20 protein-coding genes are annotated in these 19,435 nt (G+C 59.5%); 14 read left to right on the top strand and 6 right to left on the bottom strand.

Annotated elements, in window-relative coordinates; all coding sequences use genetic code 11:
• Positions 1–13 precede the first annotated feature (13 nt).
• Together EDF70_RS09525 and EDF70_RS09520 are read left to right on the top strand one after the other, a co-directional pair.
• The gene (locus EDF70_RS09525) at positions 14–610 is read left to right on the top strand and encodes a glutathione S-transferase (RefSeq protein WP_132273103.1); all 597 of its coding nucleotides are present in this window, start codon (positions 14–16) and stop codon (positions 608–610) included.
• Between the two features lie 127 nt (positions 611–737).
• Positions 738–1,727, top strand: coding sequence for a tripartite tricarboxylate transporter substrate binding protein (locus tag EDF70_RS09520; RefSeq protein WP_132273102.1), 990 nt, complete (start codon positions 738–740; stop codon positions 1,725–1,727).
• Between the two features lie 186 nt (positions 1,728–1,913).
• On the opposite strand, the gene EDF70_RS09515 is transcribed toward EDF70_RS09520, so the two are convergent.
• Positions 1,914–2,561: an outer membrane protein gene (locus EDF70_RS09515; protein ID WP_132273101.1), complete on the bottom strand. Its 648-nt coding sequence runs from the start codon at positions 2,559–2,561 to the stop codon at positions 1,914–1,916.
• Between the two features lie 372 nt (positions 2,562–2,933).
• On the opposite strand from EDF70_RS09515, the gene EDF70_RS09510 reads away from it, so the two are divergent.
• The 5 genes from EDF70_RS09510 to EDF70_RS09490 all read left to right on the top strand — a co-directional run bounded on the left by EDF70_RS09510 (position 2,934) and on the right by EDF70_RS09490 (position 7,301).
• On the top strand, positions 2,934–3,695 hold the full coding sequence (locus EDF70_RS09510; protein WP_245519105.1) for an SDR family oxidoreductase: 762 nt from the start codon (positions 2,934–2,936) through the stop codon (positions 3,693–3,695).
• Positions 3,692–5,770 carry an excinuclease ABC subunit UvrC gene (uvrC, locus tag EDF70_RS09505; protein ID WP_132273099.1) on the top strand — a complete coding sequence of 693 codons (2,079 nt, stop codon included), beginning with the start codon at positions 3,692–3,694 and terminating at the stop codon, positions 5,768–5,770. Before EDF70_RS09510 ends, uvrC begins: the two co-directional genes overlap by 4 nt.
• 89 nt (positions 5,771–5,859) lie before the next feature.
• Positions 5,860–6,444: a CDP-diacylglycerol--glycerol-3-phosphate 3-phosphatidyltransferase gene (pgsA, locus tag EDF70_RS09500; RefSeq protein ID WP_132273098.1), complete on the top strand. Its 585-nt coding sequence runs from the start codon at positions 5,860–5,862 to the stop codon at positions 6,442–6,444.
• Positions 6,444–6,698 carry a molybdopterin converting factor subunit 1 gene (moaD, locus tag EDF70_RS09495; RefSeq protein WP_132273097.1) on the top strand — a complete coding sequence of 85 codons (255 nt, stop codon included), beginning with the start codon at positions 6,444–6,446 and terminating at the stop codon, positions 6,696–6,698. The genes pgsA and moaD overlap by 1 nt, the downstream gene beginning before the upstream one ends.
• A 138-nt stretch (positions 6,699–6,836) precedes the next feature.
• Positions 6,837–7,301: a molybdenum cofactor biosynthesis protein MoaE gene (locus EDF70_RS09490; RefSeq protein ID WP_132273096.1), complete on the top strand. Its 465-nt coding sequence runs from the start codon at positions 6,837–6,839 to the stop codon at positions 7,299–7,301.
• A 6-nt stretch (positions 7,302–7,307) separates the two neighbouring features.
• On the opposite strand, the gene EDF70_RS09485 is transcribed toward EDF70_RS09490, so the two are convergent.
• From EDF70_RS09485 to EDF70_RS09475, 3 genes are all read right to left on the bottom strand, one after another.
• Complete coding sequence (locus EDF70_RS09485) at positions 7,308–7,925, bottom strand: YceI family protein (RefSeq protein WP_165931977.1); 618 nt, start codon at positions 7,923–7,925, stop codon at positions 7,308–7,310.
• A gap of 216 nt (positions 7,926–8,141) precedes the next feature.
• A complete protein-coding gene (gene ndk, locus EDF70_RS09480) occupies positions 8,142–8,564 on the bottom strand; it encodes a nucleoside-diphosphate kinase (protein WP_112728489.1) in 423 nt (140 codons plus the stop codon).
• A gap of 101 nt (positions 8,565–8,665) precedes the next feature.
• A complete protein-coding gene (locus tag EDF70_RS09475) occupies positions 8,666–9,355 on the bottom strand; it encodes a glutathione S-transferase family protein (protein ID WP_132273094.1) in 690 nt (229 codons plus the stop codon).
• A 230-nt stretch (positions 9,356–9,585) separates the two neighbouring features.
• Between EDF70_RS09475 and EDF70_RS09470 the strand changes: the two genes are divergently transcribed.
• The 6 genes from EDF70_RS09470 to EDF70_RS09445 all read left to right on the top strand — a co-directional run bounded on the left by EDF70_RS09470 (position 9,586) and on the right by EDF70_RS09445 (position 16,439).
• Entirely contained in the window at positions 9,586–10,641 is a 1,056-nt protein-coding gene (locus EDF70_RS09470) for a GGDEF domain-containing protein (protein ID WP_132273093.1), read from the top strand.
• Positions 10,642–10,711: 70 nt separating this feature from the next.
• Positions 10,712–12,595, top strand: coding sequence for a ribosomal protection-like ABC-F family protein (gene abc-f / locus EDF70_RS09465; RefSeq protein WP_132273092.1), 1,884 nt, complete (start codon positions 10,712–10,714; stop codon positions 12,593–12,595).
• Positions 12,596–12,682: 87 nt separating this feature from the next.
• Complete coding sequence (locus EDF70_RS09460; protein WP_132273091.1) at positions 12,683–14,725, top strand: prolyl oligopeptidase family serine peptidase; 2,043 nt, start codon at positions 12,683–12,685, stop codon at positions 14,723–14,725.
• A 67-nt stretch (positions 14,726–14,792) separates the two neighbouring features.
• The gene (locus tag EDF70_RS09455; protein WP_132273090.1) at positions 14,793–15,065 is read left to right on the top strand and encodes a type II toxin-antitoxin system VapB family antitoxin; all 273 of its coding nucleotides are present in this window, start codon (positions 14,793–14,795) and stop codon (positions 15,063–15,065) included.
• A complete protein-coding gene (locus tag EDF70_RS09450; protein WP_132273089.1) occupies positions 15,065–15,463 on the top strand; it encodes a type II toxin-antitoxin system VapC family toxin in 399 nt (132 codons plus the stop codon). The genes EDF70_RS09455 and EDF70_RS09450 overlap by 1 nt, the downstream gene beginning before the upstream one ends.
• Before the next feature lie 100 nt (positions 15,464–15,563).
• Positions 15,564–16,439, top strand: coding sequence for a polysaccharide deacetylase family protein (locus EDF70_RS09445; protein WP_132273088.1), 876 nt, complete (start codon positions 15,564–15,566; stop codon positions 16,437–16,439).
• 12 nt (positions 16,440–16,451) lie between these two features.
• On the opposite strand, the gene EDF70_RS09440 is transcribed toward EDF70_RS09445, so the two are convergent.
• Entirely contained in the window at positions 16,452–16,898 is a 447-nt protein-coding gene (locus tag EDF70_RS09440) for a DNA polymerase III subunit chi (protein WP_132273087.1), read from the bottom strand.
• Positions 16,899–16,902: 4 nt separating this feature from the next.
• A complete protein-coding gene (locus EDF70_RS09435) occupies positions 16,903–18,396 on the bottom strand; it encodes a leucyl aminopeptidase (RefSeq protein ID WP_132273086.1) in 1,494 nt (497 codons plus the stop codon).
• A gap of 283 nt (positions 18,397–18,679) precedes the next feature.
• Between EDF70_RS09435 and EDF70_RS09430 the strand changes: the two genes are divergently transcribed.
• Positions 18,680–19,417: a phosphatase PAP2 family protein gene (locus EDF70_RS09430; RefSeq protein WP_165931976.1), complete on the top strand. Its 738-nt coding sequence runs from the start codon at positions 18,680–18,682 to the stop codon at positions 19,415–19,417.
• The last annotated feature ends 18 nt before the right edge of the window (positions 19,418–19,435 follow it).

Raw genomic sequence — 19,435 nt, 5'->3', positions numbered from 1 at the left:
TGGTATTCTCGCAATGAAAATCCTTTATTCGCCCGCCTCTCCCTATTCGGCGAAATGCCGCATGGCCGCCCGTTATCTCAGCCTCGACGTTGAAGAAGTGAAGACGGAAACCGGGCCGGAACCGTCTGAACTGATCGACAACAATCCGCTTGGAAAAATTCCGACGCTGCTCACGGCCGATGGCCGCGCCGTGTATGACAGCGTCGCCATCATGTCCTATCTCGACCGCCTGTCCGGCAATCGGCTTTATCCGAAAAAGCACGAGAAGCGCACCGATGCGGAAGTGCTGGAAGCGCTGTGCGACGGCATCACCGATTGCCTGCTCGCCATCGTCTATGAGCGCCGTTTTCGCCCGGAAGACAAGATCCACCAGCCGTGGATCGACAAGCAGTGGAGCAAGGTCACGCGTGGCCTCGATCATCTGGAAAAGAACCTGCCGAAGACCGGCAAAAAACTGAACGGCGGCCATTTTTCGCTGGCGGCGCTGCTCGGTTATCTCGACCTGCGCTTTGCCAGCCAGTGGGAAGAGGATCGCCCGTTTCTCGCGGCATGGCGCGAAACCTTCGCCAAGCGTTTTGGCGATTACAACGAGATGAAGTCGAACGGCTGAGCCGGCCTGCTCTTCACTGAAGACCTCTATACGACCTTAGGATGAGGGCGGGCTGCAAAAGCTTGCTCTCATCCCCTCCTCCGCTACTATCGCGTGAGCGGCGGGAGGCCGCGATGGAGGAAATTTCATGACACACTCTGCGTTCACGCGGCGGACAGCGCTTGCGCTTGCCGGTACAACACTGGCTCTGATGTCGCTCGGTTCGACCGCACAGGCTAAAGACTTTCCAAACAACACCATAACGCTGGTGGTCCCCTTTGCCGCGGGTGGCTCCACCGATGTGGTCGGCCGCGTGGTTGCGCAGAAGATGGGCGAGATCCTCGGCCAGCAGGTGGTGGTCGAAAACGTGGCGGGCGCCGGCGGCAATCTCGGTGCCGACCGCGTGGCGCGCGCCGAACCGGATGGTTACACGATCCTGATGGGCACCGTCGCAACACATGCCCTCAACCCGCTGATCCTGAAAACAAAACCATACGATCCGGAAAAGGATTTTGCGCCTGTTTCGCTACTGGTCGTGGTGCCGAACGTGCTGGTGGTCAATCCGGAACTACCGGTCAATTCGGTGCAGGAACTGATCGATCTCCTGAAGAAGGAGCCGGACAAATATTCCTACGCTTCATCCGGCAACGGCACGCCGCTGCATCTGTCAGGCGAACTGTTCAAGTCGATGACCGGCACCACCATGCAGCACGTTCCCTACAAGGGTGCCGGGCCGGCCTTGAACGACCTGATCGGCAACCAGATCTCGATCATGTTCGATAACCTGCCCTCCTCCTCCGGCCACATCAAGGGCAAGACACTGAAGGCGCTGGGTGTCACCACCAAGGAACGTGCGCCGTCCTTCCCCGACGTAGCCACGGTCGCCGAAACCGTGCCGGGTTACGAGACCTATACGTGGAATGCGCTCTTCGCACCGGCAGGCACGCCGCCGGAAGCCGTCGCCAAACTCAACGAGGCGGCCAATGCGGCGTTGAAGGACCCGAAAGTGGCGGAGCGCATGAAGGAATTCAGCGCCACCATCGTCGGTTCGACGCCGGAAGAGCTCGGCAAGCATGTGACAGCGGAACTGGCCAAATGGGGACCGGTGGTCAAGAACGCCAATATCCAGATGGATTGAGCCACGGCAAAACGCTCCTTCGTCATCCTCGGCCTTGTGCCGAGGATCCGACCACGGTGCCACAAATTCACCGCGGCAGATGCTCGGGACAGGCCCGAGCATGACGATCGCATTTGTTGAATTCGAACATGCAAAAGGCCGGGAGCTTTCGCTCCCGGCCTCTCAAAATCAATCCGAAGGATCGGATCAGAACTTCATGCCGATACCGACCTTGACGCTGTTGTCGTCAAAACCACGCGAGTAGGTGGTGCCGCCGACGTTGAAGTCTTTCTTCTGGTAATCGGTGTAGCGGTATTCGACGCGAGCGGTGATGTTGTCGGTCACCATCGTTTCGACACCGGCGCCAACCGTGTAGCCGACTGCGGTCTTGTCGTCAGAACCGGCAGCGTTGGATACCTTGTTGTTGGCAGCAGCAACACCGGCCGTACCGTAAACGAGAACCGGGCTGAGGTCGTAACCGACGCGGCCGCGAACGGAACCGTTCCAGCCTTCCTTCATGTCGACGCCGTTACCGGCGTAACCCTTCTGGTCAGCCATGCCGACGTCAGCTTCGACGCCGTAGACGACCTGGCCGCTCTGCCAGTTGTAACCGGTGTAGAGCGAACCGCCGAAACCGTCGGCCTTGCTGTCGGCGTCGCCGCCGCTTGCCTTGCCGGCGAAATCGTAGTTGCCGGTGGCGCCGAGGTAGTAACCCGACCAGTTAGCAGCCGGAGCCGGCTGGTCCATGGCAACCGGTGCTTCCGGGATCTGCTCGACAGCGTCAGCAGCCTGGGCAGCCGAAACTGCGATGAGGCTTACGCCGGAAACGATGATGGAAGCGATAATGGTACGCATACTTAATCTCCTTGTACTCGGGTCAGTGAACGTTGCGGAGCCCGTGTGGTTCCAAAACATTTTTCGTTCGTCGCCCGTTGGAGATGAAATTGAAGGTCAATTGCGGAGATGAAAGAGCCGAAATGTGAATTGTTTGTGGCGGCGAGGCGGCTGAAGTTTGATGTTGCTTCATCGCAACACGCACTTTGTTAACCTTACCTAAAAGTTTAAATAAGTATATTATTTTTAATCTTCAACATTACATTGCCATCTCGCAATAGAACATTGGTGCAGCGACTGCAAGCATCATTTCGATACGTCTTCCGCTTGACCCCCTCAATGTTTATATGGAGCATAAAGGCCGGATCAGCAGCAAAAAGCGTAGATTTACCCGTGAAATTTCCCAGAACCGTACTTGTGACCGGAGCAGCCCGAAGGATTGGAGCTGCGATATGCAGCGATCTGGCGGCAAACGGATTTGCCGTTGCCATTCATGCCAATGAGGCAATTGACGAGGCTGAATCGCTGGCTGCCCGATTGCGGCAGGACGGCGCAAAGGCGATTTCAATCCAGGCCGATCTTCTCGACCCTGCAGAATCAGAAAATCTCGTGCCCCGAGTCGCGGCCGAACTCGGGCCGCTTGGCCTTCTGGTCAACAATGCCTCGATCTTTCGCGAGGACAGCGCGGAAACATTCGACGCCGAAGCCTTCGAGCAGCATTTTGCCATCCATGTGAAGGCACCTTCGATCCTCTCGGCCGCCTTCCTTGCTCAATTGCCCGACAACACATCCGGCCTGATCGTCAACATCATCGACCAGCGCGTATGGGCACTGACGCCGCGTTTCTATTCCTACACGCTGTCGAAATCGGCTCTGTGGACGGCGACGCAGACGCTCGCGCAGGCCTATGGTCCACGCGTTCGGGTCAATGCGATCGGCCCCGGCCCCAGCTTCAAAAGCCCGAGACAGACAGACGAGGACTTTCAGACCCAACTCTCCGCCCTTATATTAAAGCAGGGTCCGGCACCGGAGGAATTCGGGCGGACGATTCGCTTTCTGTTCAATACGCCTTCGATCACCGGCCAGATGGTCGCGCTCGACGGCGGCCAGCATCTGGCGTGGCAAACGCCGGATGTGGCGGAGATCAATGAATGACTTCTGCAAAACTGCCCGACGGCGGTGTGCTCTATGACGAGACCGACGAAGACGAGGACGATTCCGTGCTGGACTCCCCAGCCCCGGACGGTGATGTCGCACGCCTGACGACGGCGATCGACTGGAACGAAGCCGTCAAGCACGATACCGGCCTCAAGGGCGCCGACCTGATTGCCGAATTCGTCAAACACCTGCCGAATGCGCCGGGCGTCTACCGCATGTTCAACGAGGCCGGCGACGTGATGTATGTCGGCAAGGCGCGCAGCCTGAAGAAGCGTGTCGGCAATTATGCGCAGGGGCGGCTGCATTCCAACCGCCTGACCCGCATGGTGCGCGAAACCACCCATATGGAATTCGTCACGACGCGGACGGAAACCGAGGCGCTGCTGCTCGAAGCCAACCTGATCAAGCGCCTGCGCCCACGCTTCAACGTGCTTTTGCGCGACGACAAGTCGTTTCCCTATATTCTCATCAGCGGCGACCACCGCGCCCCTGCCCTATTGAAACATCGCGGTGCGCGGGCGCGAAAAGGCCAGTATTTCGGTCCGTTCGCATCGGCGAGCGCGGTCGGCCGCACGATCAATTCGCTGCAGCGGGCGTTTCTGCTGCGCACCTGCACCGACAGCGTTTTCGAGACACGCACGCGGCCCTGTCTGCTCTACCAAATCAAACGCTGTTCCGGCCCCTGCACGCATGAGGTCAGCGATGCGGGGTATGCCGAACTGGTGAAAGAGGCATCGGACTTCCTCTCCGGCCAGAGCCAGAACGTCAAAACCGTCATCGCCCAACAGATGGCTGAGGCTTCGGACGATCTCGACTTCGAGCGCGCTGCGATCTATCGCGACCGTCTGGCGGCGCTTTCCCACGTCCAGAGCCATCAGGGCATCAACCCGGCCGGCGTCGAGGAAGCGGATATTTTTGCCATCTACCATGAGGCAGGACTGACCTGCATTCAGGTGTTTTTCTTCCGCACCGGCCAGAACTGGGGCAACCGCGCCTATTTCCCGAAGGCCGACCCGCAGATGCCGGGCTCGGAAGTGCTCAACGCCTTCCTCGCGCAGTTCTACGACGACAAGCCGGTTCCGAAGCAGATCCTGCTTTCCGAAACGGTCGAGGAACAGGAATTGCTGGCGCTCGCGTTTTCGGAAAAGGTCGGGCACAAGGTGTCTATCAACGTGCCGCAACGTGGCGAAAAACGCGATCTCGTCGATCACGTCGCTGCCAACGCGCGCGAGGCGCATGGGCGAAAACTGGCGGAAACCTCGTCGCAGACACGTCTGCTGGCCGGTCTCGCCGAAACCTTCAAGCTGCCTTACGTGCCGAGCCGCATCGAGATCTACGACAACTCCCACATCATGGGCACCAATGCCGTCGGTGGCATGGTCGTTGCGGGACCGGAAGGTTTTGTCAAAGGCCAGTACCGAAAGTTCAACATCAAATCGACCGACATTACCCCCGGCGACGACTTTGGCATGATGAAGGAAGTGATGACGCGGCGGTTTTCGCGCCTCATCAAGGAAGAAGGCATTCCCAACCGCAGCATTTCGGCGCCGACAAATGCGGAAACACCGGCCGAAACGACCAGTGACGACATCAACGATGCCGCCTTCCCGGCATGGCCCGACGTGATCCTGATCGACGGTGGCCAGGGCCAGATGACGGCGGTGCGTGCCATTCTCGATGAACTCGGCATCCGCGACGTCGTCACCGCCATCGGCGTCGCCAAGGGCGTCGACCGCGATGCCGGCCGCGAACGGTTCTTTGCCGATGGCAAAAGCGATTTCTCGCTGCCGCCGCGTGATCCGGTTCTCTATTTCGTCCAGCGCATGCGCGACGAGGCGCACCGTTTTGCCATCGGTTCGCACCGGGCACGGCGCAAGAAGGAAATGATCAAGAACCCGCTGGACGAGATTTCCGGCATCGGCCCGGGCCGCAAGCGCAAGCTTCTGCAGCACTTTGGCACGGCCAAGGCGGTTTCACGCGCGGGATTGAATGATCTGATGGCGGTCGAGGGGATTTCGGAGGCGGTGGCCAAGCAGGTCTATAACCATTTCCATGAGAACCGGTCGAACTGACGCAATCGCCTGTAAAAAAGCCGCGAAAGCCTGTTGACGCTGGCGGTTGAAAACCTCAACTAGGGGCAAACCCCAGAGACAGGTCGAAAATGGCATCGCGCGCATACAGCATTCCCAATCTTCTGACCTATGCGCGCATTATCGCCGTGCCGCTGATCGTTCTTTGCTTCTTCGTCGAGGGCAAGCTTGAAAGTTCGGATTTCGCCCGTTGGGCCGGCTTCTGGATCTTTGTCGTTGCCTCGATCACCGATTATCTCGACGGTTATCTCGCCCGTATCTGGAACCAGACGTCCAATATCGGCCGTATGCTTGACCCGATTGCCGACAAGCTGCTGGTGGCGGCCGTGCTTTTGCTGCTTGCCGCCGACCAGACGATTGCCGGCTGGTCACTCTGGGCGGCGATCACCATCCTGTGCCGCGAAATCCTCGTTTCCGGCCTGCGGGAATATCTGGCAGCGTTGAAAGTGGCTGTACCGGTGACCCAGATCGCCAAATGGAAAACGACGATCCAGATGGTATCGATCGCCTTCCTTCTGGCCGGCCCCGCCGGCGAAGCCTATCTGCCATATACGACCGAGATCGGCATCACGCTTCTTTGGATCGCTGCGATTTTGACCTTCTACACCGGCTACGACTATTTCCGCGCCGGCCTGAAACATATCGTGGAAGAATGATGGTCAAGATCGTCTATTTCGCCTGGGTGCGCGAACGCATCGACAAGCCGGAAGAAGAGATCGAGCTTCCGGCAAGCGTGGTGACGGCCGGCGATCTGCTGGCGTACCTGAAGACACTGGGCGATGGTTACGAAGCGGCGCTGGAATACCCAGACGTCATCCGTGTTGCCGTCAATCAGGAACATGTCGAGCATGACGAACCGATTGCCGGCGCGCATGAAATCGGCATCTTTCCACCGATGACGGGTGGGTGAGAAGCGACGGCTTCAGCCGGCAAAACGCTCCAGTGGAGCGTTTTGAGCTTCGAACGCCCTGAGCCAAAGCGAAGGGCCGGGATACGGTGCGGCATATTCTGCCCCAAGCACGCCGACCCAACTCCACGGAGACGACCGATGACACGCCCTACCCCCACAATCCGCGTCCAGTCCGACGACTTCGACCTGCAATCCGAAATCGACGTGCTGACCGATGGCCGCACCGATATCGGCGCCATCGTCTCCTTCGTCGGCCTGTGCCGTGGAGAGCAGAACACGCTGTCGGCGCTTGAGCTGGAACATTATCCGGGCATGGCGGAAGCCGAGATGCAGCGTATCGCCGGACTTGCGATCGAGCGCTTCGACCTCATGGGCCTGACCGCCGTACACCGTTACGGCAAGATCGCGCCGGGGGAAAACATCGTGCTCGTCATCGCCGCCTCGCCGCATCGGCAGGCCGCCTTCGACGGCGCGAATTTCGTCATGGATTTCCTGAAAACATCGGCGCCGTTCTGGAAAAAGGAACATGGCGTCGACGGCCAGCCCCGCGACTGGGTGGCGGCAAAAGATGCCGATGACAGTGCGCGGGACAAGTGGAGCTGAGCAGGCTTATTTCTGGCCGCTATCGGCCGGCTGAAACTCGGTTTCGATGATGACGGTCACGTCTTCACCGATCGACTTGATGCTCGGGGCCAGCCCCCATTCGCTGCGCTTCAGCGTGGCGACGGCGGAAAATCCGATCTTGGGCTTTTTCGTACCCGGCTGCTCGGCCATCGAGCCGTTGAAGGTCACGTCGAGCGTCGTTTTACGGGTCTGCCCGCGAAATGTGAGATCGCCGATCACTTCGCCACGGTTATCGCCGGTGATGGTGACGGATGTCGATACGAAGCTGATTGGCTGAGCATTCAGGAACCGCTCGGTCTTGCCGATTTCCTCGTCGAAATTTTCCTTTTCCGGGAACGGATATTCGGTGCGCACCGATAGCGGATCGATGGTTGCCGTGACCTTGGAGGCACTGGGGTTTTCGGCGTTCCATTCCAGATCCGCCGTCATGCGCGTGAAACGGGCGGTATAGTTGGAAAGGCGAAGACGCTTTACCTTCCAGAAGACGCTCGAATGGGCGGGGTCGGACACGTAATGGCCAGACGGTGCAGGTGCCGGGTTTTCAGCCGCAAATGCGGGCGAGGACAGAAGAGCGGCGAGTGCGAGAAGGCGGAAATATTTCAAGACGGCAGATCCTGTAATGGGCGCGTTTGGATGGCCTCTGTTTCATGCTGCGATGCAGCAAGACCATAACCGCATGTGCCGCACGGCAGACAAGAAAACAAGCGGCCGGATGCCGGCAACCGTACGCAACGGCGTTTCCATCCCAGTCCCGAAACACAAAAAAAGCCGGCGCTTGCGCACCGGCTTTTCCATCAGTTCAAAACGTCAATCCGGCAATCAGCCGACGATTTCGGTTTCAGCGAACCAGTAGGCGATTTCCTGCGCAGCGGTTTCCGGAGCGTCCGAACCGTGAACCGAGTTTTCACCGATCGACAGGGCGAACTGCTTGCGGATCGTGCCTTCGTCAGCGTTGGCCGGGTTGGTCGCGCCCATGATTTCGCGGTTCTTCAGGATGGCGCCTTCGCCTTCCAGAACCTGAACGATGGTCGGGCCAGACGTCATGCCTTCAACCAGTTCGCCAAAGAACGGGCGTTCCTTGTGAACAGCGTAAAAGCCTTCGGCTTCGCGGGTCGACATCCATACGCGCTTGGAGGCGATGATGCGCAGGCCGTTGTCTTCGAATACCTTGGTGATGGCGCCGGTCAGGTTGCGCTTCGTTGCGTCCGGCTTGATCATCGAGAAGGTGCGTTCAATCGCCATGTCTCTATCCTTTGTTTTGCGGAAAAGTGGGCGGTGTTTACCCGCCCCAAGCGCCGGAAACAAGGGGGTTCGCGTCATTGTTCATCTGGCGGGCGCCAAATTCATGCGGCTGTCACACGCCGGCCCAGCTCTTGATGAAGGTCAAGGCAGCGCTCGAACCAGTCTCGAACAGGATCGTCGCTGTTGAAAACATCGGCTCCGGTGGTAATGCGCAGCCATTGCAGTGCGCCGAACAGGATGTAATCGGCAAACAGCGGGCCTCCGCCGCCGAGGAAAGGCTGATAGCTCAGCATCTGCCGCAACGGCTCGAGCTTTGGCGCGAAGGCGGCGATGGCGGCTTCACGGCCGGTGCGCATCTCTTCCAGCGTGCGACCGAGAAATGTTTCGCGCGTGCGCCGGAAATAGCGCTGGTCTTCGTCCTCCAGCATGTCGTGAATATCGGACACGGCAATCGCGGTGACCGCCGGATGGATGGTCGATTGCGAAAAACGTTCGACGAAGCGCGACAGTGCCTTACCGCCCTCGCCGCCGAACAGGCTGGGGCGATCGGGATACGCCTCTTCCAGATAAAGGGCGATATCGAAACTGTCTGCCACCAGCACCTCACCATCACGCAGGATCGGCACCGTTTTGGAAAAGCCGTTTTCCAATGCCGGAATGGCGGTGAAAGGTGTCGGTCTTTCTACGAAATCCAGTCCTTTGTGGGACAGCGCCATCAGCACTTTCCACGAATGTGGCGAAAACGGCCGGCCCTCGTCCTTGCCGCGCAACGTGTAGAGAATGCGGGTCATGCTGGTTCCCTCTTTTGGTCTGCGGGCATGGAAGCGCAGTCGAAGGCCAAAATCCAATCAGGATTATTCATGGCAGGCATTCGTACATGTATGCCGGTGGAATTTACCGCGGCCCGTCCATGCCCTGTTAACCCTCGATCGAACTGGCGGACGCTTTTTCAGCAGATGTTAAAACTCGTGCATTTTAATGGCGCCTACACGCAAAAGGACACAGGGACCGAGAGACAGGCATGTCGGCAGAGGCAGCAAAGACAGCACCGAAGAACAGGGTTTTGCTGGCGGTGAGCCAGCAGATGGCCCGGCTGGACGTGGCCGGCCTGCCGCGCAATTACGAACTGTTTCACGAGGCGATCACCGGTGGCGACGCCGCTCTGACACGTGAAGTGATGGCGCTCAATCCGTCTCCGACGCAGATGCTGCTTGACGAGATCGGCCTTCGCCACCGCCTGCCCTCCTTCATGGGCCTCTCCGCCAATGTGACCCGCAAACACGATATCGAGCTGATCGCCGGACTGTCGGAAAAGGTCGCGCGCGGCGTCTCGCAGAAACAGACGTTTGCACGCGCGCTGGAATCCGTGGCGCGCAGCCTGCGCAGCGATGGAACCGGCAATGTGTCCGACGTGCTGTCCGAGATCGAATACCTGACCAACTCGATCAGCGAGGCGATGACCGCCGAAACCGAACTGACTTCCGCCCTGAAGACCAGCGCCGAGAAGCTGGCGGCCAGCGAAAGGGCAACGTCCTCGGCCCGCGAAGCGAGCTTGCGTGACAGGCTGACGTCCCTGCCGAACCACATTGCCCTCTCCGAAAGGCTGGAAGGGCTTTATTCGGCAACTGCGGAAGGCCGGCGCACCGCGCTTTTCCTCGTCTCTCTCAACCGTCTGTTCGATGCCACACAGGTGCCGAACGACACGGTGGGCAATCGTGTCCTCAAAAAATCAGCCTCGATCTTCCGCAACACCATCAAGAAGAACGATTTTGTCGCCCGCATCGGCCCGCGCGAATTCGCCTTCCTGTTCGACAATGTAGGCCAGGAAAATGTCGGCGCAATTGCCGACCGTCTGAACAATTCGATCATCAACGGGCTGCAGCTCATTCCAGAGGAAAACCGTCCGGCGACACTGCCGATGGAACTGTCGATCGGCGTTGCGCTGACCGACGACGCCCATTCGCCGCAGGAATTGCGCAGCCGCGCCGCCGTTGCATTGGACAGCGCGCTGTCAAATCCGCGCCAGCCGGTGGTGATCGGTGGCGGCAAGGCCGTGGCACGCACGGCACGGGCTTAAAATCACTTTGTCCTGAAGGCTTGGACATGACGTCTTGTCAGGGCCGACGGTTTGCGCCAAAACCGCCGCCATGATCACGATTACCGACCTTTCCGCCCGCATTGCCGGCCGCCTTCTCCTCGACCATGCCAGCGTCACGCTTCCGGCAGGCTCCAAGGCGGGCCTTGTCGGCCGTAACGGCGCCGGCAAATCGACGCTTTTCAAGATCATCACCGGCGACATGGCTTCGGAAAGCGGATCGGTATCGATCCCCAAAAATGCCCGTATCGGTCAGGTGGCGCAGGAAGCGCCGGGCACCGAGGACTCGCTGATCACGATCGTTATGGCCGCCGACAAGGAGCGCACCGCGCTTCTGGCTGAGGCCGAAACCGCGACCGACCCGAACCGCATTGCCGAAATTCAGATGCGGCTTGTCGATATCGACGCCCATTCGGCGGAAGCGCGCGCCGGCAGCATTTTGGCCGGCCTCGGCTTTAATGCCGAAGCGCAGCTGCGGCCCGCCTCGTCGTTTTCCGGTGGCTGGCGCATGCGCGTGGCGCTGGCCGCAGTTCTCTTCGCCGAGCCGGATCTGCTGCTGCTCGACGAACCGACCAACTATCTCGACCTTGAAGGCACGATGTGGCTGGAGGATTACGTGCGGCGTTATCCGCACACGGTCATCGTGATTTCCCACGATCGCGATATGCTCAACAATGCCGTCAATTCGATCGTGCATCTCGACCAGCAGAAGCTCACCTTCTATCGCGGCGGTTACGACCAGTTCGAGCGCCAGAAGGCCGAGAACGACGAATTGCAGATGAAGGCGAAGGCAAAAAGCGACGCCGCCAGAAAGCATATCCAGAGTTATATCGATCGTTTCCGCTACAAGGCCTCCAAGGCCAAGCAGGCGCAGAGCCGCATCAAGGCGTTGGAGCGCATGGGCACGGTATCGGCCGTGGTCGAAGATCACGTACAGCCGATCACCTTTCCGGAGCCGGAAAAGCAGCCGGCCTCGCCGATCGTCGCCATTTCCAAGGGTGGCGTCGGGTATACGCCCGGCCAGCCGATCCTGAAAAATATCACCCTGCGCATCGATGCCGACGATCGTATCGCGCTGCTCGGTTCCAACGGCAACGGCAAGTCCACCTTCGCCAAGCTGATTTCCGGCCGTCTGAAGATCGATGGCGGCGAGATGAAGCTGGCGCCGTCGCTGTCGATCGGATTTTTCGCGCAGCACCAGCTGGATGATCTGATCCCCAACGAATCCCCCGTCGACCACGTGCGCCGGCTGATGCCGGATGCGCCGGAAGCAAAGGTGCGCGCCCGCGTAGCGCAGATGGGTCTCGCTACGGAAAAGATGGCCACCGCCGCCAAGGACCTGTCCGGTGGTGAAAAAGCCCGCCTGCTGATGGGCCTGGCCGCCTTCCATGCGCCGAACCTGCTCATCCTTGACGAACCGACCAACCATCTCGACATCGACAGCCGCCGGGCGCTGATCGAGGCGCTGAACGATTATGACGGCGCCGTCATCCTGATCTCCCATGATCGCCACCTGATCGAGGCGACCGTCGATCGGCTGTGGCTGGTCAACGAAGGTACGGTCAAACCCTTCGAGGGCGATCTGGAAGAATATCGCGACCTGATCATCGCCGCCGGCCGCAAGAAGGACGACAAGGCGCAAGTCGCAGACGAGCAGGTGAACAAGGCAGACCAGCGCAAGGCGAATGCCGAAAAGCGCGCCTCGCTTGCGCCGCTCAAGAAAAAGATCAACGAAACCGAGGCCTTGACCGCCAAGCTTGAGAAGCTGATTGCAGCGCTTGATAAAGAGCTTGCGGATCCGGCGCTTTACGAGAAAGCACCCGCCAAGGCGGCAGCCAAGGCCAAGGAACGTGGTGAAGCGGCGGCAAAACTTTCCCATGCGGAAGAGCAATGGCTGATGCTTTCCTCGGAATATGAAGAGGGCATGGCGGGTTAAGGCATCGGTGCGTCTTATGACGTATTACAGGTTGCCCTGCCCCATCCCCATGCCTAGGTAAAGGCCTCAACACTGAGGAGGCCTTTCATGGATCTGTATCTCGAAAACGACAACGACCCGAAGACGCTGGCCTTCGTTGCCGAGCGCAACGCACAGTTCGACGAAACATTCAGGACGCCCGAGTTCGAGAAGGATCGTGATGCGCTGAAAGCGATGATCGAGCGCGAAGACCGGTTGATCGTGCCGACACGGCGCGGCCAATGGCTGTTCGACTTTCACCGTTCGAAGGACAATCCACTTGGCCTATGGCGACGCCTGCCGGTCGGTCAGGAGCCGAAGCCGGAAGCAGCATGGGAAACCGTGCTCGATTTCGATGCCTTCTGTGCCAAGGAAGGCAAACGCTGGATCTATTCGGGCGCCGTCACCTCCCCGTATGAGCCGACCCGTGTTCTGCTGATCCTGTCCGATGGCGGTTCGGATCAGGTGCGGCTGCTGGAGTTTGACACAGATACCAAGGCCTTCGTCGAAGGTGGTTTCGACACACCGGCAACGCGCGCCCACGCCAGTTGGATCGCGCCTGATGAGATCGCCTATTTCGGCTCGATCGACGAAAATTCAGCCACCCGTTCCGGCTGGCCTCGCATTGCACGCAGGTTGAAGCGTGGCGTCGAGCCGAAGGACGCGCCAATCCTGTTCGAAGCCGGCAAGGATGACATTACCGGCATGGTCGGCTTCATCGATCCGTTGCTCTGGGGTGGAAAGGCTGACGAGCGCGCGATCGAAATCTATTCGCGCATTCTCGATATCGGCAGGATCGGTATCGAGGTGCGCGATGCGGACGGCAACCTGCGCCCGCTGGACCTGCCAACAGAAATAGATATCGACCTCAACCACAGCCATGCCATCTGGCGGGCAAAGACAGACGAGCGTTATCCGACCGGCAGCCTGATCCTGCAGGAATTCTCACCTTTCGGTCCTGAACCGCTCGGCAAGGCCCGCGTGCTGTTTTCGCCGCAGGACGGGCAGTCAGTTTCGCAGTTCTCGGTTTTGAAAAGCTGGGCGGTGTTCGTGGTCAGCGACCGCATGCTGCCAAAACTTTATCTGGTCGATCTGACGAAACCGGATGCCGAGCCTAAGGAACTGGTTTTGCCGGAAGGCCTGCAGAGCATCGGTTACCGGTTGCTCGATGCCGACCTCACCCTTGGCGAGGAAATCCTCACCGTCATCGGCCAGGGGTTTCTCCTGCCCTCCACCGCCTATCGGCTGGACCTGACCGATCACGCCGCCGAGCCAGAACTTGTGCCGATCGGCGCCTCCCCCGCCTTTTTCGATGCCGAGGGCATGCAGTCGGAGCTTCTGGAAGCAATTTCGGAAGACGGCACCAGAGTGCCCTATCACATCGTGCTGCCGAAGAACTGGACCAAGGGCGAGTTGCCCATCCTGATGTATGCCTATGGCGGCTTCGAAGTGTCGCTGTCGCCGGTCTATTCCGGCGCCTATGGCCTGTGGCTTTCCGGAGGCGGCGGTTTCGTGCAGGCCTATATTCGCGGTGGCGGCGAGCTTGGGCCCGACTGGCACAAGGTCGCCAAAGGCAAGGGCCGCCACAAGGCATTCGAGGATTTTGTCGCCGTGGCGCGTGATCTGGTGAAACGCGGATATTCGAAACCCTCACGCATCGCCTGCAACGGCGGCAGCAATGGTGGTCTGCTGACCTCGGTGATGCTGACCCGCTATCCGCAAGATTTTGGTGCGGTGTGGACCTCGGTGCCGGTGATCGACATGTCGCGTTTCCATCTCTTCCCATCCGGCAAGGCGTGGATGGACGAATACGGCAATCCGGACGTGGCCGAAGATCTGGAGGCGATGCTGACCTATTCGCCGCTGCATCAGGTAAAGCCGGCGGGCGCAGTCAGCTATCCGCCGGTCTATATCGAAAGCTCGACCAATGACGACCGTGTCCACCCTTCACACGCCCGGCGTTTCGCCAGCCGATTGATCGATGAAGGACATGCTCCCTTCTTCCGCGAGTTCGGCTCGGGCGGGCACGGCGGCGCCGGTGACAGCACGGAAATGGCGACGCGACAGTCGCTCGGCCACAGCTTTTTGCGCGGCACGATCATGAAGGGCTGACTTGCCTGCAGTTGTTCGCCTCGTGGAGATACACTATCCTGAAAGTCCATCTCCACGAGGTGCTGCCATGGCCCTTCACATCACTGATCCCGAACTCGACGCGCTGGCCGAACACGCGCAGAGAATTTTGAAGGCGCCGACCAAGACGGATGCCATCCGGCAGGCGCTGGAGCGCGTGGTGGATGAGGAGGTGGCTGCGGACGCGATACCGAAGGACACCCCACAGGAAAAATCTCCGGAAGAGAGGCTGAAGGCCCTGCAGGATCGCGTAAAGGCGCTGGGCACACCCAATCCCGATTTCGACGACAAGGCTTTTCTCGACGAGATGTGGGAAATCTGATGGTCGTCGATACGTCCGCGATTATCGAAACGCTGATCGCAGGACCTGAGGCAGGCAAAATCGCCGCTCAGTTGGAGAACGCGACGCCGCCTCGCGTGACGCTGCCGACGGTCATCTACGAAGCGACGGTCGTGCTGGCCAGCAAGCGCAATATCGCAGTGGTGGACGCGGAACAGATCATCCGGGATTTCCTGAACGATTTCGACATCTCGATCGTTCCGATCACGGACAGGATCGCATCCCTCGCCATCGACGCTTTTGCCCGTTACGGCAAGGGCCGACATCCGGCAAAACTCAATTTCGGCGATTGTTTCTCCTATGCCGGAGCCAGGGCAGCCGGTCTTCCACTGCTTTATGTCGGCAATGATTTTTCGTTGACGGATTTGGCCAAAGATTGATCTCAACCTCAGGCATGCGCTCCGTAACCACCCGTTAACCATGTTCGACGAAAGATGACGACACACTGATTCCCGTGTCATCCGTCATCGAGAAGTCTTCATGCCCGTTCGCGTCCTGTGTGCCGCCGCTGCTTTCGCCTGCCTTCTTTCATCCTGCGCCGGCAAGCCGCCGTCGGAGGGTGGATCGCTGAAGAGCGCCTTTGCCGCCGGCAACGCAACCGGGCCGCTGCAGACCAAGGATGATGCCAAATCGCCCGTGGCGCTAACGCCCGCCGCCTGGGGACGGATGAGCAATCCGCGTGGCCTTGCCGGTCGCGACCTGACGGTGACCTCGCTTTCCGACATCAAGCTGCGCGACAAGGAAGTCGTGCTGACTTTCGATGATGGTCCGGTGCCGAAAAAGACCGAGCGCATTCTCGCGACGCTGGATGATTTCCATGTCAAGGCGACCTTCCTGATGGTCGGCGAGATGGCGAAAGCCTATCCGAAAATCGCCCGGCAAGTGGTGGATGCGGGCCATACGATCGGCAGCCACACGTTCCGCCATGCCGATCTGCGCAAGCTTGCCGTCGATGAGGCGATTGCCGAGATCAACCGCGGCCGCGATGCCGTGAGGGCCGCTACCCGCACCGACGCCAATTTCTTCCGCTTCCCCTATCTCTCCGACAGCGGCACGTTGCGCCACTGGGTTGCCCAGAACCGGATGGTCGTGCTCGACGTGCAGATCGATTCGAAAGACTATTTTGGCGTCTCGCCAGCCGCTGTCGCGACCCGCACGATGGCTGACCTGCGCCGCCACGGCCGTGGCATCATCCTGATGCATGACATCCACAACCGCACCGCTTCGATGCTGCCCGCATTGCTGACGCAGTTGAAAGCCGAGGGTTATAAGGTCGTTTCGTTGCGTTACGGTGGGCAACGCGGCCCGCTTCTTTCGGCTGCAGCCGCACAGGACGCAGCCTTCAACCGATCGTAAGAAGCGGTCAGGTCAGGCCTTCTTGACCCAGCGGCCTTCCTGCTGCTGCCAATAGGTGAGCGCATGGCCCTCACCTTTCAGCTGCTTCCACTGGGCGCGGGCGCCCTCCAGCTGTTCGCTGTCATAACCGTCGAACATGAAGACGACGCGTTCGTATGCATCGAGCGCCGGCGGCTCGGCGCCATCGACCACGAAGCGCACGGTGGCGCCATTGGCATTGCCGCTTTCGGCGGTGATCAGCACCGGCTGAGCCTCCGCCATCTCGGCCGCATCGGTGCCATGCGGCAGAAAACTGTCATCGCGAAAGGTCCATAAGTGCGCGTCGAGAAAATCCCGACGCGCCTCGGCTCTGGTCTGCACCACCACTTTCCAGCCGCGCTCGACACTCTTTTCCAGAAGCGACGGCAGCGCCTCTTCCAGCTTCGAATCGGTCAGGTGGTAGAACAGCACATCGGTCATGAGATCAGGCTTCGAAGTTTGTACGGACGAGCTGGTCTAGCAGACGCACGCCGTAACCCGAACCCCAGGACTGGTTGATCTCGTTCGACGGTGAACCCATGGCGGTGCCGGCGATATCGAGATGCGCCCAGGGCGTGTCACCGACGTAACGTGCCAGGAACTGGGCAGCGGTGATCGAACCGGCATGGCGGCCGCCGCTGTTCTTCATGTCGGCAAAACGCGAGTCGATGATCTTGTCGTAATCCTTCGACAGCGGCATGCGCCACAGCTTTTCCTGGCTCTCTTCGCCGGCGGCCAGAAGCTGGCCCGCGAGCTCGTCATTGTTGGAAAACAGGCCGGCATGCAGGTTGCCGAGCGCCACCAGGATCGCACCGGTCAGCGTCGCCAGATTGATCATGAAGCGCGGCTTGTAGGTTTCCTTGCAATACCAGAGCGCATCACACAGAACGAGACGACCTTCGGCATCGGTATTGATGATCTCGATCGTCTGGCCGGACATCGAGGTGACGATATCACCCGGACGCTGAGCATTGCCGTCCGGCATGTTTTCAACGAGACCGATAATGCCGATGGCGTTGACCTTGGCCTTGCGCGCGGCGAGCGTGTGCATCAGGCCGGTCACCGCGGCAGCGCCACCCATATCGCCCTTCATGTCTTCCATGCTGGCGCCCGGCTTGATGGAAATGCCGCCGGTATCGAAGGTGACGCCCTTGCCGACGAAGGCAACCGGCTGTTCCTTGGACTTTCCGCCCTTCCAGTGCATGACGGCGATGCGCGGCGGCTTGACCGAGCCTTGTGCGACGCCGAGAAGCGCGCCCATGCCGAGCTTCTTCATTTCCTTCTCGGTGAGGATGTCCACCTCGACGCCGAGCTTTTCCAGTTCCTTTGCCTTTGCGGCAAATTCCACAGGACCGAGCACGTTGGGCGGCAGGTTGACGAGTTCGCGGGCAAGGTTGACGCCATCGGCAACCGCCTGCGCGGCGACGAAGGCAGCCTTGGCGGCGGCAGGATCGGCAGTGACGATCGTCACGTTCACCGTCTTGACGGCCTTATCGTCCTCTTCGCCCTTCTTTTTCGTCTTGTAGCTGTCAAAACTGTAGGCGCGCAGCAGCATGCCGAGCGCCACGTTCGCAGCCTTCTCGCCATCCACAGCAATGCCCGGCGCATCCACATAGATTGCAACCTTCGAAGCCGTCTTCACCGAGGCCGCAGCAATGCCACCGACACGCAGCCAGTCATACGCGACCAGCCCTGCCGGCTTGCCAAGACCCAGCACTGCAATTCTGTCAAAAGGCGACCCATGCGGTGCAACGATGTCGAGAATGCTCGAATTCTTGCCGCTGAATTCGGCAACGCTTGCGGCTTTTGCATAGATGCCGGCCGGATCGGCATCGGAAGCGCCGGCTGGCGGCTGATCGCCCGCAAGTTTCAGAAGGATGGCGACACCGCCATCGGCGCGGGCCGTTTTAGCAAACGATATCTGGAATTTAGCGGGCATGTCTTCTCCGGTAGGTAATCTTCAAACAGGCAATTCGATAGGCGACCTTGCGGTCTCGAAAAGGCGTGATCATGGCCTTTTTGGCAGGTGATGCAAGAGCGCCGATTGTGTCGTTAACATAACCAATCACGACAGCGCCGTCTCAATCTTGTCATCAACCCCTACTAGCAGTTAGGATCTATACAAGCGACCACATAGCAACGACCGGGGGCACATGGAGCAAGCACCAGCGAAGAGACCGGCATTTGCCTTTTCCGCTCCAGCAAAGGTCAATAGCTCGTGGATGACCGGCGCAAAAGGCTGGTTCCTTATTCTTTCGACGCTCTGGTTCTGCCTGTTGGCCCTGTTTCACGCATTTCCGCAGATCGACGTCGAGATAGCCAAGGCTTTTTTCGACCCCTCCAGTTGCATCGCCGCCAACAAGACTGCCGACATATGCAGCTTCTTTCCGCTTGCGAACGATTCGGGCCTTCAGGGCGTGCGGCGCGTGTTTTTTTACATGCCTGCCTTCTTTGCCGTCGTTCTGATCATCGTGCTGGTCCGCAATCTGCAGCATCATGGCGCAACCTACTGCGTAGACACCACCAGACGATGCTGGATTGCGCTGATCGCGCTGATCTCCGGCCCCTACATTCTCGTCAATCTCATCCTCAAATCTATTTCCGGCCGGCCACGGCCTTATGAAACCGATATGTTCGGCGGTCAGCGACTGTTTTCCGCCGCGGGCTCTTTCGATGGCTCCTGTTACACCAACTGCTCCTTCGTTTCCGGCGAAGCTGCAGGTGCGGGTTGGGTCGCATGCCTGATCTTTATGTTGCCGGCGCGCTACAGAGCAGTTGTTGCCCCTCCTCTGCTTGCCATCACGCTGGCTTCACCAGCGTTGCGCGTTTCATTCGGAGGGCATTATTTCTCCGATGCGCTGCTTGGCTTCCTGTTGTCGGCCGTCGTCTATGCCGGTGTCACGGCGTATTTCGAAATGACACAGAACGAAAAAAAACGTATTCATTCGACAGCTTTGTGAACAAATGGTTGTCGCCAT

The organism is Neorhizobium sp. JUb45 (assembly GCF_004343585.1).
GTDB lineage: Bacteria > Pseudomonadota > Alphaproteobacteria > Rhizobiales > Rhizobiaceae > Neorhizobium.
The sequence above is the reverse complement of the archived record's forward strand: the minus strand, read 5'-3'. Positions and strand labels throughout refer to the sequence as shown.

Bases quoted from the DNA above. Each gene is read 5' to 3' on its own strand.
- EDF70_RS09525 (WP_132273103.1), top strand. From the start codon at position 14: ATGAAAATCCTTTATTCGCCCGCCTCTCCCTATTCGGCGAAATGCCGC.
- EDF70_RS09520 (WP_132273102.1), top strand. From the start codon at position 738: ATGACACACTCTGCGTTCACGCGGCGGACAGCGCTTGCGCTTGCCGGT.
- EDF70_RS09515 (WP_132273101.1), bottom strand. From the start codon at position 2,561: ATGCGTACCATTATCGCTTCCATCATCGTTTCCGGCGTAAGCCTCATC.
- uvrC (WP_132273099.1), top strand. From the start codon at position 3,692: ATGACTTCTGCAAAACTGCCCGACGGCGGTGTGCTCTATGACGAGACC.
- pgsA (WP_132273098.1), top strand. From the start codon at position 5,860: ATGGCATCGCGCGCATACAGCATTCCCAATCTTCTGACCTATGCGCGC.
- moaD (WP_132273097.1), top strand. From the start codon at position 6,444: ATGGTCAAGATCGTCTATTTCGCCTGGGTGCGCGAACGCATCGACAAG.
- EDF70_RS09490 (WP_132273096.1), top strand. From the start codon at position 6,837: ATGACACGCCCTACCCCCACAATCCGCGTCCAGTCCGACGACTTCGAC.
- ndk (WP_112728489.1), bottom strand. From the start codon at position 8,564: ATGGCGATTGAACGCACCTTCTCGATGATCAAGCCGGACGCAACGAAG.
- EDF70_RS09475 (WP_132273094.1), bottom strand. From the start codon at position 9,355: ATGACCCGCATTCTCTACACGTTGCGCGGCAAGGACGAGGGCCGGCCG.
- EDF70_RS09470 (WP_132273093.1), top strand. From the start codon at position 9,586: ATGTCGGCAGAGGCAGCAAAGACAGCACCGAAGAACAGGGTTTTGCTG.
- abc-f (WP_132273092.1), top strand. From the start codon at position 10,712: ATGATCACGATTACCGACCTTTCCGCCCGCATTGCCGGCCGCCTTCTC.
- EDF70_RS09460 (WP_132273091.1), top strand. From the start codon at position 12,683: ATGGATCTGTATCTCGAAAACGACAACGACCCGAAGACGCTGGCCTTC.
- EDF70_RS09455 (WP_132273090.1), top strand. From the start codon at position 14,793: ATGGCCCTTCACATCACTGATCCCGAACTCGACGCGCTGGCCGAACAC.
- EDF70_RS09450 (WP_132273089.1), top strand. From the start codon at position 15,065: ATGGTCGTCGATACGTCCGCGATTATCGAAACGCTGATCGCAGGACCT.
- EDF70_RS09445 (WP_132273088.1), top strand. From the start codon at position 15,564: ATGCCCGTTCGCGTCCTGTGTGCCGCCGCTGCTTTCGCCTGCCTTCTT.
- EDF70_RS09440 (WP_132273087.1), bottom strand. From the start codon at position 16,898: ATGACCGATGTGCTGTTCTACCACCTGACCGATTCGAAGCTGGAAGAG.
- EDF70_RS09435 (WP_132273086.1), bottom strand. From the start codon at position 18,396: ATGCCCGCTAAATTCCAGATATCGTTTGCTAAAACGGCCCGCGCCGAT.
- EDF70_RS09430 (WP_165931976.1), top strand. From the start codon at position 18,680: ATGACCGGCGCAAAAGGCTGGTTCCTTATTCTTTCGACGCTCTGGTTC.